At 61.1% G+C, this 15,311-nt stretch carries 12 protein-coding genes; 6 read left to right on the forward strand and 6 right to left on the reverse strand.

The features are described 5' to 3' along the window. Positions 1-199 precede the first annotated feature (199 nt). The 3 genes from ACA058_RS10205 to ACA058_RS10215 all read left to right on the forward strand — a co-directional run bounded on the left by ACA058_RS10205 (position 200) and on the right by ACA058_RS10215 (position 6,327). Positions 200-850, forward strand: coding sequence for a GNAT family N-acetyltransferase (locus tag ACA058_RS10205; RefSeq protein ID WP_020800047.1), 651 nt, complete (start codon positions 200-202; stop codon positions 848-850). Between the two features lie 63 nt (positions 851-913). Continuing rightward, complete coding sequence (locus tag ACA058_RS10210) at positions 914-2,641, forward strand: autotransporter assembly complex protein TamA (RefSeq protein ID WP_497638963.1); 1,728 nt, start codon at positions 914-916, stop codon at positions 2,639-2,641. A gap of 11 nt (positions 2,642-2,652) precedes the next feature. Then, entirely contained in the window at positions 2,653-6,327 is a 3,675-nt protein-coding gene (locus tag ACA058_RS10215) for a translocation/assembly module TamB domain-containing protein (RefSeq protein WP_497638964.1), read from the forward strand. Positions 6,328-6,457: 130 nt separating this feature from the next. On the opposite strand, the gene ACA058_RS10220 is transcribed toward ACA058_RS10215, so the two are convergent. Both ACA058_RS10220 and ACA058_RS10225 read right to left on the reverse strand, forming a co-directional pair. Next, positions 6,458-7,210 carry an anti-sigma factor family protein gene (locus ACA058_RS10220; protein WP_497638965.1) on the reverse strand — a complete coding sequence of 251 codons (753 nt, stop codon included), beginning with the start codon at positions 7,208-7,210 and terminating at the stop codon, positions 6,458-6,460. Continuing rightward, the gene (locus tag ACA058_RS10225) at positions 7,207-7,713 is read right to left on the reverse strand and encodes a sigma-70 family RNA polymerase sigma factor (protein WP_497638966.1); all 507 of its coding nucleotides are present in this window, start codon (positions 7,711-7,713) and stop codon (positions 7,207-7,209) included. Before ACA058_RS10225 ends, ACA058_RS10220 begins: the two co-directional genes overlap by 4 nt. 158 nt (positions 7,714-7,871) lie before the next feature. Between ACA058_RS10225 and ACA058_RS10230 the strand changes: the two genes are divergently transcribed. Together ACA058_RS10230 and ACA058_RS10235 are read left to right on the forward strand one after the other, a co-directional pair. Then, the gene (locus ACA058_RS10230; protein ID WP_497638967.1) at positions 7,872-8,957 is read left to right on the forward strand and encodes a catalase family peroxidase; all 1,086 of its coding nucleotides are present in this window, start codon (positions 7,872-7,874) and stop codon (positions 8,955-8,957) included. Beyond that, positions 8,954-9,499 (forward strand): cytochrome b, encoded by a 546-nt coding sequence (locus tag ACA058_RS10235; protein ID WP_497638969.1) that lies wholly within the window; start codon positions 8,954-8,956, stop codon positions 9,497-9,499. Before ACA058_RS10230 ends, ACA058_RS10235 begins: the two co-directional genes overlap by 4 nt. A gap of 208 nt (positions 9,500-9,707) precedes the next feature. Here the strand turns inward: ACA058_RS10235 and ACA058_RS10240 are convergent, their stop codons facing one another. Both ACA058_RS10240 and ACA058_RS10245 read right to left on the reverse strand, forming a co-directional pair. Then, positions 9,708-10,856, reverse strand: a complete 1,149-nt coding sequence (locus ACA058_RS10240; protein WP_497639905.1) for a M14 family metallopeptidase — start codon at positions 10,854-10,856, stop codon at positions 9,708-9,710. Between the two features lie 560 nt (positions 10,857-11,416). Next, positions 11,417-11,758, reverse strand: coding sequence for a DUF6124 family protein (locus ACA058_RS10245; protein WP_497638970.1), 342 nt, complete (start codon positions 11,756-11,758; stop codon positions 11,417-11,419). A 129-nt stretch (positions 11,759-11,887) separates the two neighbouring features. Between ACA058_RS10245 and ACA058_RS10250 the strand changes: the two genes are divergently transcribed. Continuing rightward, positions 11,888-12,526 carry a LexA family protein gene (locus ACA058_RS10250; RefSeq protein WP_497638971.1) on the forward strand — a complete coding sequence of 213 codons (639 nt, stop codon included), beginning with the start codon at positions 11,888-11,890 and terminating at the stop codon, positions 12,524-12,526. On the opposite strand, the gene ACA058_RS10255 is transcribed toward ACA058_RS10250, so the two are convergent. Together ACA058_RS10255 and ACA058_RS10260 are read right to left on the reverse strand one after the other, a co-directional pair. Then, entirely contained in the window at positions 12,527-14,482 is a 1,956-nt protein-coding gene (locus ACA058_RS10255) for an acetyl/propionyl/methylcrotonyl-CoA carboxylase subunit alpha (RefSeq protein ID WP_497638972.1), read from the reverse strand. Further along, on the reverse strand, positions 14,482-15,297 hold the full coding sequence (locus tag ACA058_RS10260) for a gamma-carboxygeranoyl-CoA hydratase (RefSeq protein ID WP_497638973.1): 816 nt from the start codon (positions 15,295-15,297) through the stop codon (positions 14,482-14,484). The genes ACA058_RS10255 and ACA058_RS10260 overlap by 1 nt, the downstream gene beginning before the upstream one ends. Between the last annotated feature and the right edge of the window lie 14 nt (positions 15,298-15,311).

Here is a 15,311-nt window from a genome sequence, read left to right on the forward strand (position 1 = left end):
TATCAGAACTGCTAGTGCGGTGGGTGCCAAGTCAGCGCTTTCGCATCCCGGCGCACAGACCTGTTGCAGTTGGTCTATACCTTGGTAGACCCAGCAAAACCGCTGTTTTGAAACCAACAAGGAACTGTGCCCGCACCCAGAGGCTCGTACCAACAAGAGCGCCACCCTTTTGAGCGGCGCGCCGGGGAGATTTTCCGTTATGCCCGAAACCTCGACCGCCATTGCCGATATCCACATGCTCGACAGCGGCTATTCCCGCGAAGCGCGTTCCCTGTTGTATCAGGCCTACCGGCACGAGCCGACGTTCAGCTACCTGTTCGAAGCCGAGCGTCCCGGCTATGAACAACGAGTGCGCGCCACCGTGCGCGAGTTGGTCAAGCAGCACTTTTTCCAGGAGTTGCCGGCCATCGGCTTGCTGGTCAACGACCGGCTGATCGGCATTGCTCTGATCGCACCGCCGCAACGGCGCCTGGGTGTGACTGAAAGTTGGGCCTGGCGCCTGCGCATGGTGCTCAGTACCGGTTTTCGCTGCACCCGCCGCTACCTTGAATATCACGACGCCGTCGCTGCCTGCGTGCCGAACGACTCGGTACACGTGCTGCCGTTGCTGGGGGTTCACCCACAATTCCAGGGCAAGCATTTTGGCGAGCAACTGCTGCAGGCAGTGCATAACTGGTGTGCGGTGGACGAAAACTCCCAGGGTGTGATTCTCGACACCGGCAATCCTCGTTATCTCGACTTCTATAAGCGCCAGGGCTATGAAGAAATCGGCGAGGTGGCGGTGGGACCGATTCGCGAACACGTGTTTTTCCACGCCAATCCGCAGGTATTACATTCGGCAACAGCTTGAGGTAGAACTTTCTGTGCAGGCCAGGCTCTATCACGCTCCACGCTCGTGATAGCATCCGCGCCTATGAAGTTTCCAGGAAGAATTACCGGTGGCGTGCTGATGCTGATTACCAGCTGCGCGGCGCTGGCGCAAAGTGAATTGGATGTGCGGATCAAACCGTCCAACGATGCACTGAAGGCCAATATAGAAGGCTATATCGGCAGTCTCGGCGATCGTGACGAAGAGGCCTTGCTGCGCTTCAGTCGTGGCGCCGAGGAACAGGCGCGCAAGGCCGCCCAGGCCTTGGGTTACTACCAACCGCAAATCGACAGCGAGGTCAAGGGCGGCAAGACGCCGCGCCTGGTGCTGACCATCGAGCCCGGCGAGCCGGTGCATTTGCGCAAAGTCACGATCCGCGTCGACGGCCCGGCTGCCTCCCTCAAATCTTTTCGTGTGCCCAAAAGCAAGGCACTGCAAACCGGTGCGGTACTCAACCACGGTCAATACGAGGACGCCAAGCGCCTGATCCAGAACCAGGCCTCGCGCTATGGCTTCTTCAGTGGCCACTTTACCCGTCAGAAGTTGTCGGTCGATCCGCGTGCCGGCGTGGCCGATATCGAGCTGATCTACGACAGTGGTCCGCGCTACTCGCTGGGCAAGGTCAGTTTCGAAGGCGACACGCCGTTCGACGAAGACCTGCTGCAACGCATGGTGCCATTCAAGGCCGGTACGCCGTATGACTCCGAACTGATCGCCGAACTCAACCAGGCGCTGCAATCAAGCGGCTATTTCGAAGGCGTGCGGGTCGACGCGGCACCGACGGCGTCCAAGGACGATGTGATTCCGGTGGACGTCAAGCTCGAAACCCGCAAGCCACGAACCATGGGCCTTGGCCTTGGCTATTCCACCGACGTCGGCCCGCGGGTCAAGGCCAACTGGACCCGGCACTGGGTCAACCCCCAGGGTCACAGTTATGGCTGGGAGACCGAAGTCTCCGCGCCACGGCAAAACGTCGGGTTGTTCTACGACATTCCCCTGGACCCGCCGCTGACCGACAAACTGCGCTTCGCCGGTGGTTATCAGAAAGAAGAAATCGCTGACAAGGACAGCCTCAGCAAGCTGCTGACCGTCGGCCCGGAGTGGCACAGCAAGCTGCCCAGCGGCTGGCAACGGGTGGTTTCGCTCAAGTGGCAGCGCGAGGAATACCGACTCGGCGACGATTCCGGCCTCAGTACTTTGCTGATGCCCGGTGTGAGCTATTCGTACCTCAAAAGCGACAACCGCATTGACCCGCACAACGGTTATCGCCTGCAATTCGAAAGCAAGGTCGCCAAGGAAGGCCTGGGTTCCGATAACAACTTGCTGTACGGCACCGCGCTGGTCAAAGGTCTGACCACGGTGTTCGACAAGCACCGCTTGCTCGGTCGGGTGCAGGTCGGCGGCAGCGCGACCAACGGCTACAAGTCAATACCGCCGTCGTTGCGCTTCTTCGCCGGTGGCGACCAGAGTGTGCGCGGTTACGAGTATCAGAGCCTGTCCCCGGAAAACAGCCAGGGTGACCGCATTGGTGGTCGCTACATGGTCGCCGCCAGCGCCGAATACCAGTATTCCGTTGCGGAAAAATGGCGCGTGGCGACCTTCGTCGACCAGGGTAATTCCTTTAATACACTTGAGCTGCCGAACCTCAAGACCGGGGTCGGTATCGGCGTGCGCTGGATCTCTCCGGTGGGGCCGATCCGCCTCGACCTGGCCCATGCGCTGGACGACGATGGCGGCATTCGATTGCACTTTTCCATGGGGCCCGAGCTGTGAAGCCTGTTTTTGTGAAGCGTGGCTTAAAAGTAACGCTGCTGGCGTTCCTGGCGCTGTTGATGCTGGTGGCCCTGACACTGACCACGGTGCTGGGCACGGCGACGGGCAGTCGCTGGGCGCTCGGGCTTGTGCCGGGTTTGAGCCTGGACAATTTCCAGGGTCGCCTGGGCGGACAGTGGAGCGCGGACCATGTGGTGTGGCAGCAAGACGCCAGCCGGGTCGAGCTCGATCAAGTCATCTTCGCCTGGTCGCCGCTGTGCCTGACGCGCATGACTTTGTGCATCGAGCAATTAAAGGCTGATCAGGTCAGCCTGCAATTGCCGCCCGGCGAACAAGAACAGAGCAGTGGGCCGATCAGTCTTCCTGATTTGAAGCTACCCTTGGCGCTCGAACTGGGGGATATCCAGGTCGGCAAACTGCTGTTCAACGGCAGCGAACAACTCAAGGGTTTGCAACTGGCGGCGCACTGGACGGTCAACGGCTTGCAGGTCGACTCGGTGCAATTGCAGCGCGATGAGCTGAGCCTGCACCTGTCTGGCTTGCTGCAACCGACCGGCAACTGGCCGCTCAAGGCTGAAGGCAAACTGACCCTGCCCGCACCCGGCACCGAGTCTTGGGCGCTGGCCCTGAAGGTCGACGGCGACCTGCTGAAAACCCTGAACGTGAAAGCCGACAGCAGCGGCTATCTCAATGGGCAACTGAGCGGCAAACTGCAACCGTTGGTGGAAAACCTGCCGGCCACGGTGCGCATCACCGCTGACGGCTTCAAACCCAGCGCCGATTTGCCGGACACCCTGCAACTCAATCAGCTTGAACTGACTGGCGCCGGTGACCTGAAAAACGGTTACCAGTTGATCGGCAAGGCCACGCTGCCTGCCGAACAAGGCCCGGTCGAGCTGGCGCTGCAAGGCAAGGTCGACGCCAACGGCGCGCAGATCGCCGCGCTGGACCTGACCGCCAATGACAAGCAAAGCCTCAAGCTCACGGGACAACTGGACTGGAGCAAGGGCCTGAGCGCTGATGCCAAAGTCGCCTGGCTGGACTTCCCGTGGCATCGTCTCTATCCGCTGATTGACGAACCCCAAGTGGCCCTGCGCAGCTTCAACGGTGACGTCTCCTACACCGACGGCAAATACCTGGGTCACTTCGACGCCGCGCTGGATGGTCCGGCCGGGGCGTTCAGCCTGACCAGCCCGTTCGCCGGCGACCTGACGAAAATCTACCTGCAACAGATCCAACTCGTCGCAGGGCAAGGCAAGGCCGAAGGGCACCTGAACCTGCAATTCGCCGACGGCATCGCCTGGGACACCGCGCTGGATCTTTCCGCGATCGACCCGGCGTACTGGGTCGCGGAACTGCCGGGCACCCTGGCCGGACCGTTGCGCAGCAAAGGCGAGATGAAGAATGAAACACTCAGCCTGAGCGCCGACCTCGATCTGAAGGGCAAGCTGCGTGGCCAGCCGGCCGTCCTGCAAGCCAAGGCCGATGGCAGTGGCGAGCAATGGAATCTGAACGCCCTGCAAATTCGCCTCGGCGACAACAGCATCAACGGCAAGGGCAGCCTGCAACAGAAACTTACCGGGCAGATCGACATCAAGCTGCTGCGCCTGGCCCAGCTCTGGCCGCAATTGCGCGGCCAGATCAATGGCCGGATCGATGTCGCCGGCACGCTCAAGGCACCGCAAGGCAAGCTCGGGCTGCAAGGCACGCAATTGGCTTTCCAGGACAATCGCCTGCAAAGCCTGAATTTGGACGCGACACTCGACAGCGCACAGCGGGCGAAAATCGATCTCAAGGGCAGCGGTATCCAGGCGGGCGATACCTCGCTGGGCACGTTGACCGCCAGCGGGCAGGGCGACATCAAGAACCAGAAACTGAGCCTCGACCTGCAAGGGCCCAAGCTCAAACTCGCGCTCGGCCTCGACGGTGCGCTGGACAAAGGCAACTGGCGCGGACGCCTGGCCAACGGCGATATCCAGGCCGGTGGCCAGGACTGGAAACTGCAGGGTCCGGCTCCACTTGCACGGCTGGCGGATGGCAAAATCAATTTCGGCGCCCATTGCTGGGCGTCTGGCCCGGCCAGTTTGTGCGGTGAAGACCAGCGTCTGATGCCCGAGCCGAAGCTGCGTTATCACCTCAAGCAATTCCCCATCGACAGCCTTGCACAGTGGCTGCCGAAGGATTTCGCCTGGCAAGGCCGGCTCAACGCCGACGTGCAACTTGACGTGCCGGCCAGCGGCCCGAACGGCGTGATCAGCATCGATGCCAGCGGCGGCACATTGCGCGTGCGCGAGAAAGATCAGTGGCTGGACTTCCCGTATCAGACCCTGAAACTCACCAGCCAGCTGACGCCCAAGCGCATCGATACCGAGCTGAATTTCGTCGGCGGCAAGCTCGGGGAATTGATGGTGCAGGCACAAATCAACCCGTTGCCGAAGAACAAACCGCTGACCGGTACGTTCCGCTTGAATGGCCTGGACTTGTCGGTGGCTCGGCCGTTTGTGCCCATGGTCGAGAAACTGTCCGGCCGCTTGAATGGCAGCGGCACGATTTCCGGTGGCCTGCTGGCTCCGCAGGTCAATGGCAATCTGTTGCTCAGCGACGGCGAGGTTTCTGGCGCCGAGTTGCCGATGGAGATTCAAGCGTTGCAAATGCAGGCGGTGATCGCCGGCGAAACCGTGCAGCTCAACGGCGGCTGGAAAAGCGGCAAGACCGGGCAGGGTAGCCTGAACGGCAACATCGCCTGGGGTCAGGCGCTGGTGGTCGACCTGGCGCTCAAGGGCTCGCAGTTGCCGGTCAGCGTCGAACCGTACGCAAAGGTCGAAGTGGCCCCGGACCTGAAAATCTCGATGAAGGGTGATGAACTGGCCATCGCCGGCAAAGTGCGGGTGCCCAAGGGTGACATCACCATTCGAGAGTTGCCGCCATCGACGGTCAAGCTGTCCGATGACACGGTGATCATCGGGCAGCAGACTGAAGAGGGCAAACCACCCTTGGCGATGAAAATGGACATCGATGTGGTGGTCGGCGAAGAAAAACTGAGCTTTGCCGGGTTTGGCCTGACCGCCAATGTACAGGGGCATGTGCACATCGGCGACAACATGGACACCCGTGGCGAGCTATGGCTCAACGACGGCCGGTATCGCGCCTACGGCCAGCGGCTTTCGGTGCGCCGGGCGCGGTTGCTGTTTGCAGGTCCTATCGACCAGCCGTACCTGGACATCGAGGCGATCCGCCAGACCGACGATGTGATCGCCGGAATCCGCCTGAGCGGCAGCGCTGAGCAACCGACCACGCAAATTTTCTCGGAACCGGCCCTGAGCCAGGAACAGGCGTTGTCCTATCTGGTGCTGGGGCGTCCGCTGAGTACCAACGGTGAAGACAACAACATGCTCGCCCAGGCCGCGCTCGGTCTGGGCCTGATGGGCAGCTCCGGGGTGGCCGGCGGCCTGGCGAAGAACCTGGGCATCGAGGATTTCCAGCTCGACACCCAGGGCAGTGGCAACGCCACCAGCGTGGTCGCCAGCGGCAATCTTTCCGAGAAGCTCAGCCTGCGTTATGGCGTCGGTGTGTTCGAACCGGCCAATACCATTGCCTTGCGCTACAAGTTGAGTAAAAAGGTTTACCTTGAAGCGGCCGGTGGCGTGGCCAGTTCGTTGGATATCTTTTACAAGCGGGATTTTTGAACCCGGCGGCGTACCTCTGTAGGAGCGAGCATGCTCGCGAAAAACGCCGGGACACCGCGGGCATTCAGAAAGCCCACGTCATCGTTTACATCCATCGCGAGCATGCTCGCTCCTACAGGGGATGATGTTGTCAGAATTGGGTGGTTTGCCTGAGCATCTGCGCCGCCGGTGTGTCGGCGGGGCTGACCATCGCATAGTTGTAGCCGCCCCCCGACCAGTACTCGGCCTGCAAGCCTCCATCACTGCGGCTGCCCCTCGGTAGCAGGAAGTTTTTCGGCCCCGGCGGTCGCACATAGAAGCTGATCTTGTGCCCGCCCTGATCTTCGTAGACCACCATCGCCGCCGGTCCTTGCTCAGTGCTGAGCAAGCGCCCGCTGGCCGGTTTGAATCCTGCGCCCGACAAGTCAGGCAGGCGATTGGCCTGGGTGAAATAACGGTCGAGCCAGCCCTGCATGTCACCGTCGTCGCCGTCCCTGTAGTCGGCCGGCAGGATGCCTTGCTGGGCAATCAGGCGATAGGCCTGCAAGGCGTCGGTCATCGGCAGCGGGGCGCTGGCGAGGGTCATTTCCCGAGCCTGCCAGCCGCTGAACCCGCCGACGCTGACCGCGATCAGCAACACCGCGGCGCTAGCCAGGTGGCGACGGGACTGGCGCTTGAGGCGTTGGCGAATGACTACCGGATCAAGGTCGGGGTTGGCCGGCTGCTGCAAGGCGGCGCCGAGGGCCGCGCGCAGGTGCTGGGCGTCCTGCTGCCAACCGCGAACCTGCGAGGCCACCTGTGTGTTGCTCGCCAGAAAGGTCTCCACCAGACGTCGGTCGTCCTCGCCGAGCTGATGGTCGACGTAAGCGTGCAGGTCGCGCTCGCTGGGGGGCATGCTGATCATTTGAGTCTCCGCAGGGAAGGGCGGTTGATTTCGCCATCGCTGAGTTGGCGCAGGGCCTGGCGGGCCCGGGACAGGCGAGACATCACGGTGCCGGTGGGCACGTCGAGAATCTCGGCGACCTCTTTGTAACTCAGGCCTTCCACCGACACCCACAGCAGCAGCGCGCGCTGTTCGGTGGGCAGTTGATCGAAGGCGTTGAGGGTCGATTGAGCGATCACGGTACGCTCCACGGAAGGCTGCGCATCATCGCGCCCGGTAAAGAATTCGAGCATTCGCGCATAGCGTCGGGTACGGCGGTGAGCATCGAGAAACTGTCGATACAGAATCGAGAACAACCAGGCGCGCAAGTCGCCATCGACGCGCTTGTCGCCCCAACTCGACAGCGCACGCTCAAGGCAGGACTGCACCAGGTCGTCGGCGCTGCTGGGATTGCGCGTCAACGACACGGCAAATCGCCGCAACCTGGGAATGATTTCTCTGAGCTGTTCGTCGATATCGTTCATGAAGTTCTGACTAGTCACTACGCTGTGGACTAGGAAGACGCCCGGCATTGCAGGTTATTCCACGCTTGAAAAAATAAACACCGCACCCGGGAATAAACCGGTGTGCGGTTCGTCTGCTTGATTCTTCTCACTTGTGGCCGATGGCCCTGGAGTCTTTCATGGTAGATCGATCATCACCGCCAACCCGGCCACCGTTGAGTGGCGCAAGCCTGATGCTGCGCCTGACTGGCATTGCCGTGGTCGTCGCCGCAGTGGCTGGGGCGTTTGCCTACGTCAACGGCACCTTTGACCCACAGCGCCTGACCCCGAAAAAGCTGATCAATGTGCTGGAAACCAACAACGGCGTGCATCCGGGATTTCGCCGCAATCACTCCAAAGGCGTGTGTGTGATCGGCCATTTCGAGAGCAGCTTTGATGCGCGCAGCTATTCCACCGCGCAGGTGTTCAATGAGGCACGCACGCCAGTGGTCGGTCGTTTTGCCTTGCCCGCGGGCAATCCTTATGCACCGGACAGCGCGGTGCCGATCCGCAGCATGGCACTGCGTTTCACCCAGGCCAACGGCCAGCAATGGCGCACCGGGATGAACAGCATGCCAGTGTTCCCGGTGGGTACGCCCGAGGCGTTCTATCAATTGCAGCAAGCCCAGTCGCCGGTTCCGGCGACCGGTAAACCCGACCCCGCAGCCGTGCCCGCGTTCTTCGGTTCGCATCCGGAAGCTGCACCGTTCCTGGCCTGGATCAAGACGGCCAAACCCTCTGCCAGCTACGTCACTGAAACCTACAACAGCGTCAACGCGTTTTACCTGGTGAACGCCGCAGGACAACGGCAAGCGGTGCGCTGGAGCATGGTGCCGGTGGCTCAGGACGCGCCGGGCGCCACGGCACCGGAGGGCGGCGACTTTTTGGAAAAAGACCTGGTGCAGCGCATTGCTGCTGGGCCATTACGTTGGCAGTTGAACATCATCCTGGCCAACCCCGACGACCCGGTCAACGACGCCAGCAAGGCCTGGCCAGAGGGGCGCAAAGTGTTGAACGCTGGCACCTTGGTCCTTGAAAGCACTCAGCCGCAACTCAATGGCGAGTGCCGGGATATCAACTACGACCCGCTGGTATTGCCCGCCGGCATCGAAGGTTCCGACGACCCGTTGCTCGCCGCTCGCTCAGCCGGTTACGCTAATTCCTACCTGCGTCGCACCAGCGAAGTCAGCCAGTTGCCCGCCACCACGAAGGAGGCCCAACAATGAGCACTCAACCCAACCACTTCGCTCCCCTGGCACGCCTGCTGCACTGGCTGATGGCGCTGATGATCATCGCCATGCTGTTTATCGGCGCGGGCATGGTCGCCTCGGTGTCCGAGCGTCATGAATGGCTGATTCACCTGCACAAGCCCTTGGGTGTTGCGATTCTGCTATTAGTGATAGTGCGCATTGTTGTGCGCTTTTCGACTCGGCAGCCACCACTGCCGGCCGACTTGCCCGGTTGGCAAGCGCTGGCCGCCAAGGCTTCGCATGTGTTGTTGTACGCCTTGATGCTGATTCTGCCGTTGCTGGGCTGGACGATGATTTCGGCGTCGGGCGAACCGGTGATGCTTAGCAGCTCGTTGCAATTGCCCTCGATCGTGCCGGCGAACGCGCAAGTGTTTGCGTTTCTGCGTAAGGCGCATGGGTATCTGGCGTATTTGCTGTTCCTGACCGTGCTGTTGCATCTGGCCGCGGCGTTGTTTCATGGATGGGTGCGGCGCGATGACGTGCTGGACAGTATGTTGCGGGGTAAAGACCGCGGGTGACCGGGGGTGTGTGGCACATCGATCGTGGTGCGCCATTAGAACGCAAAACCTGTGGGAGCGAGCTTGCTCGCGATAGCGGTGTATCAGTCAGTGGTGATGGTGAATGTCACGCCGTCATCGCGAGCAAGCTCGCTCCCACATGTTGTGTGGTGTCCGCTGAAACTATGGCGGATGGCTGCACACCAGGCATGCAGCCATCCGGGATAAATCAGCGCAACGAGCCGACCATATCAGCCACCGTGGTCAACACATCCTTGCCCAACTGCTTCGACCGCTTGCCCGACCAGCCGGTCAAAGGGTTCGGATGATCATCATGATCCTTGAACGGCATTTCCAGGGTCAGCGACAGGCAGTCGTACTTCTGACCAACACTGTTGCACGCCAGGGTCATGTTCGCCTGGCCCGGTTCATCACGGGTGTAACCGTGCTTGGTCTGGAAGTCCTTGGTGGTGTGTTTCAGATGGCTGCGGAAGTGTTCTTCGAGTTTTTCGATTCGCGGCGTGTAGCCTGGATTGCCTTCGCAGCCGGCGGTGAACACGTGAGGGATTTCCTCGTCACCATGGACGTCGAGGAACAGGTCGACGCCGTACTTTTCCATCTGCTCCTGGACGAAAAAGACTTCCGGGCTGATCTCCGGGCTGGCGCTCTGCCAGGCGCGGTTCAGGTCCTGGCCCATTGCATTGGTGCGCAGGTGGCCGTGGAAGGCACCGTCCGGGTTCATGTTCGGCACCAGGTACAGATCGGCGCTGGCCAGCAATTTGTTCAACACCGGGTCGTCGTGTTTTTCCAGGCGCTCGATCACACCCTCCATGAACCACTCTGCCATGTGTTCGCCGGGATGTTGCTGGGCAATGATCCACACCTTGCGCTGGCCTTCGGCGCCGGTACCTTTGCGCAGCAGCTGGATGTCGCGACCTTCGACACTCTTGCCGGTGGCCAGCAGTTCGGTGCCGGCCTTGCTCAGCGCTTGCTCTATCAGCCAGTCGTGGCGGCCTCGGCTGTAGGGTTCGAAGTAGGCGAACCAGGCGTGGGTCTGTTCAGCTTCGAGGCTGAAACGCAGGCAGTCGCCCTCGAAAATGGTCGGCACACGGAACCAGTTGACGTGGTCGTAAGACGCCACCGCTTGATAACCGGTCCAGGCCTTGTTGTAGGAGGACTGGCTGGCATTGTTCAGGCGAAACCAATGGTCCTGGCCGACATGCAGGCCGCTGGCCTTGAAGTGGAACCATTGGAAATGGTTGCTTTTGGTATCAGGGCGGATGGCCAGCAGGGGTTTGAGCGGGTCGCTGACATCGATGACCTGGATGTTGCCGCTGTCGAAGTTGGCACTGATGTCGAGAGTTTTAGCCACGGTCAGGGTTCCTGATTAAGATTTTTATGGCGGCTACTTTACACGCAAGCGTAGAGGGCTGGCAGTCAGATAAAACGTTTCACCGGTTGCCATGAAACTCAAGGCGATGCTGTTCGACGAAGCATCTCGGTTTCGGTTTCCGGCGTGGTGATAACTGTGGGGGCGGGGGGGGCGTCCTCCTTGACGCCGTCGCAGCTTAGAGATTGTGCGATTGACTCTCAAGTGCTATTTACCATTAGATTGCCCCAATGACATAAGGCTTCTCTTGCCAACTAACATTGTTTTGATATGATCCGCGCCATCGAATTTGCGACACATCAAGACTTCATTAGCCTGAAGCCATAAGCCAGAAAACTGGCAAAAAAAAGACCCGGCAAAAAGCCGGGTCAAAAACCGTGATTAGCCTGATGAGGAGATAGTCCAGGAGACCGACCTAAGGTCACCTGGCCCATCGACTGATCTCGCGACCAGCTGATGCAATAATAATCATTCTCGTTTGCAAGTCAAACGATTTTGTCCGCGCGTCAGGAAAATTCTTTCTTGTCCTTCTGTCCAGCACCTTCCACTTAGCCTTTCTTGCCGCCCTCCAGGGAGCGGTTCACCATTGCCTTTGCCATGTCGATCATATGCACGGTGGAGAGCGCCAGGTCCCGATGCGAACCGTGCAGGTGGCTGGCTGACTCGTAGGCGGTGGCGGCGGCGCAACGCAGCAGCCCCGAAGCATGCACCAGGGCGTCTTCGATGCTGACGTTACGGTTTACGTCAAAGAGATGCTCCGGCACCACTTCTTCTGCAACAGCTGGTTTCAAGTAGTAATCCAGCGCTCGCTGTGCGGCGGCAGAACCTTCGGGTGTTTTGAGGGACGTATCGATTTGCATGTCGGGCAAGTCGTTGCTGGGTGGATTCATGGTCAAGGCGAGCTCCGTGATAAATTCAGATCCGTGAATCCATCCTAATACGTTACGTATTTGTGACAATAGTGTTAATACTACATTTTGTGTTTTGTTGGGCGGGGTCCGCCACGTATCGTGCCGCACATGGATAAATGGATAGAATTGGTCAAGGCCAAGATGAGTGAGCTCAAGATCACTCAGGAAATACTCGCCGACCGCCTCGGGATGTCCCAGGGTGGCATCGGGCATTGGTTGACGAAACGCCGTCAGCCCGGCATCGACGACATGAATCGTGTCCTGCAGGCGCTGGGCCTGGATTTTCTCGAAGTGGCGCTGGTGATTCGCGAGCCTGCGCACGAACAGGACGACGAGGTTTGCCTGACGCAAAAGTACAACCCGTACTTTCGCTACCCGGTCAGTGACTGGCGGGACACCGCGCAGGTGCGCGATGGAGAGCGGGCGCCGTACCGTTTCGAATTGTCCGACTACCATGCCCGAGGCGCGGCGTTCTGGCTGACGGTGGTTGGCGATGCCATGACCGCACCCAGCGGCCCCAGTGTGGCCGAGGGCATGTTGATCCTGGTGGACCCGGACGTGGACGCGGTGCCAGGCAAGCTGGTGATCGCGCAATGGCCCAACAGCAGCGAGGCGATTTTCCGCAAGTTGAGCGAAGAGGGCGGGCAGCGTTACCTGGTCCCGCTCAATCCGACCTATCCGAAAAGCCTTTTCACCGAAGAATGCCGAATCATCGGCGTAGTGGTCCAGGCGACCGTGAAGTTCTAGTCAGGCTTCTTCCAGTTCGACCAGCGCACTGCCTTCGCTGACCATCTCGCCTTCCTGGCAATACAGCGCCTTGATCACACCGGCGTGGGGTGCGCGGATGCTGTGCTCCATCTTCATGGCCTCCAGCACCACCAGTTGCGCCCCGGCCTCGACCGTTTGCCCGGCCTCCACCAGCACGCGCACGATGCTGCCGTTCATGGGGGCGGTGAGTCCGCCGTGATGGGCGTGACTGGCTTCGACGGCGGTGATCGGGTCGTAGGTCTCGATGCGGCGCAGTTCGCCTTCCCATTGCAGGTAGACAAAGTCGCCACGGCGGATCGCCCGGTGCTGGCGGCGCACGCCTTCGTGCTCGGTCAACAAGTGCTCGCCTGTGAGTCGTGCGCTGTGGGGCTGGGGGTTGCCCAGCGTCAACGCGCGGTCCTGGCCCTCGCAACTCAGGTGCAGGGTGATTTGCGCGGGCAAGCCGGCGCGCAGGCCGTTGCCGATAGCCCATGGCGAGCTCGGGTCATCGCTACGCGACGGGCTGTGCAGGCTCTGCGCAAATGCCTGGGCGGCGGCTTGCCAGAACTCGTCGCTGAGTGCCGCAGGCTGTGGCAGCAGCTGTTCCTGGTAACGCGCAATGAACCCGGTATCGAGTTCGGCCTGGGCAAACGCCGGGTGGCCGATGATTCGCCGCAGGAAATTGATGTTGGTCTTGAGCCCGCCAATGGCGAATTCATCGAGCATGCTCAGCAGGCGCAAGCGCGCCTGTTCACGGTCCTCGCCCCAGGCAATCAGCTTGCCGAGCATCGGGTCGTAGAACGGTGAAATTTCATCGCCTTCTTCAACGCCGCTGTCCACCCGGCGACCCGCGCCCGGCGCGGATTCGCGATACAGTTCCAGGCGGCCGGTAGCGGGCAAGAAGTCGTTGCCCGGATCTTCGGCATACAAGCGGACTTCAATCGCGTGCCCGATCAGCGGCACCTGATCCTGGGTCATTGGCAAGGCTTCGCCGCGGGCCACACGGATCTGCCAAGCCACCAGGTCGAGGCCGGTGATGGCTTCGGTCACCGGGTGTTCGACCTGCAGACGCGTGTTCATCTCCATGAAGAAGAACTCGCCGCGCGCATCCAGCAGGAATTCCACGGTGCCCGCACCGACGTAACCGATGGCCTGCGCTGAGCGCACGGCCGCTTCGCCCATGGCGCGGCGCAGTTCAGGGCTCAGGCCAGGCGCCGGCGCTTCTTCGACGACTTTCTGGTGCCGACGCTGAATCGAGCAGTCGCGTTCGTTGAGGTACAGGCAGTTGCCGTGTTGATCGGCGAACACCTGGATCTCCACGTGACGGGGTTTGAGCAGGTACTTCTCCACCAGCATCCGCGAATCGCCGAACGACGATTGTGCCTCACGCTGCGCCGAGGCCAGGGCTTCGGCCAGCTGGCTGACGTCCTCGACGACTTTCATGCCCTTGCCGCCGCCACCCGCGGTGGCCTTGAGCAGTACGGGGTAGCCGATGCGTTCGCAGGCATCGCGGAAGGTCTCGAGGTCCTGGGCTTCACCGTGATAGCCCGGTACCAACGGCACGCCGGCGGTTTCCATCAAGGCCTTGGCTGCGGATTTGCTGCCCATGGCGTCGATGGCCGAGGCGGGCGGACCGAGGAAGATCAGGCCTGCGGCTTCGATGGCGCGGGCGAAACCGGCATTCTCGGACAGGAAACCGTAACCGGGATGGATCGCCTGGGCACCGCTGGCCTTGGCGGCAGCGATCAGCTTGTCGATTTGCAGGTAACTGTCGGCGGCCTTGCTACCGCCGAGGTCGACACGGATATCGGCTTCACGGCTGTGCCGGGCATCGCGGTCGGTGGCGCTGTGTATGGCCACGGTGGTCAGGCCCAGGGCCTTGGCGGTGCGCATCACCCGGCAGGCGATTTCGCCGCGGTTGGCCACCAGCAGGGTAGTGAGGACAGGTGCGCTCATCAACGCGGCTCCTTGGTGGTGGTTGCGGCTTGCCAGCTCGGCGGACGTTTTTGCAGAAAGGCGCGCAGGCCTTCCTGGCCTTCGGGACTGACGCGGATGCGGGCGATGGCGTTCTCGGTGTAGCGACGCAGGGACGGGGTCAGCGTGCCGTCGCCGACTTCACGCAGCAAGTCCTTGCTGGCGCGCATGGCGGCCGGGCTGTTGAGCAGCAGGTTGTCGATCCACTGTTCGATTTTCTGTTCCAACTCGGCTGCCGGGTAACTCTCCGACAACAGGCCGATCTCCCGTGCCCGTTGCCCGCCGAAACGCTCGGCCGTCAAGGCATAGCGTCGCGCGGCGCGCTCGCCGATGGCTTGCACCACGAACGGACTGATCACTGCCGGTGCCAGGCCGATACGCACTTCCGACAGGCAGAACTGCGCGTCATCGGTGCCGATGGCCATGTCACAGCAACTGATCAAGCCCAGGGCGCCACCAAACGCCGCGCCTTGCACCACGGCCAGGGTCGGGATTTTCAGCTTGGCGAGGTTGTACATCAGCTCCGCCAGCTCTCGGGCGTCGTCGAGGTTGGTTGCGTAATCGAGCTCGGCCGATTGCTGCATCCAGGCCAGATCGGCACCCGCGCTGAAGTGTTTGCCGCGGCCACGCACCAGCAGGAAACGCAGGTTGGTATCGCTGGATACCTTGTCCAGGGCGAGGATCAGTTCGCGGATCATCTGGGCGTTGAAAGCGTTGTTCTTTTCTTCACGGCTGAGCCACAGCGTGGCAAAGCCTCGAGGGTCGGTCAGCAGTTCGAGGGTGTTGAAGTCGCTCATATTCATCCGTCTCC

The sequence above is a fragment of the Pseudomonas sp. LBUM1649 genome, from assembly GCF_059716155.1.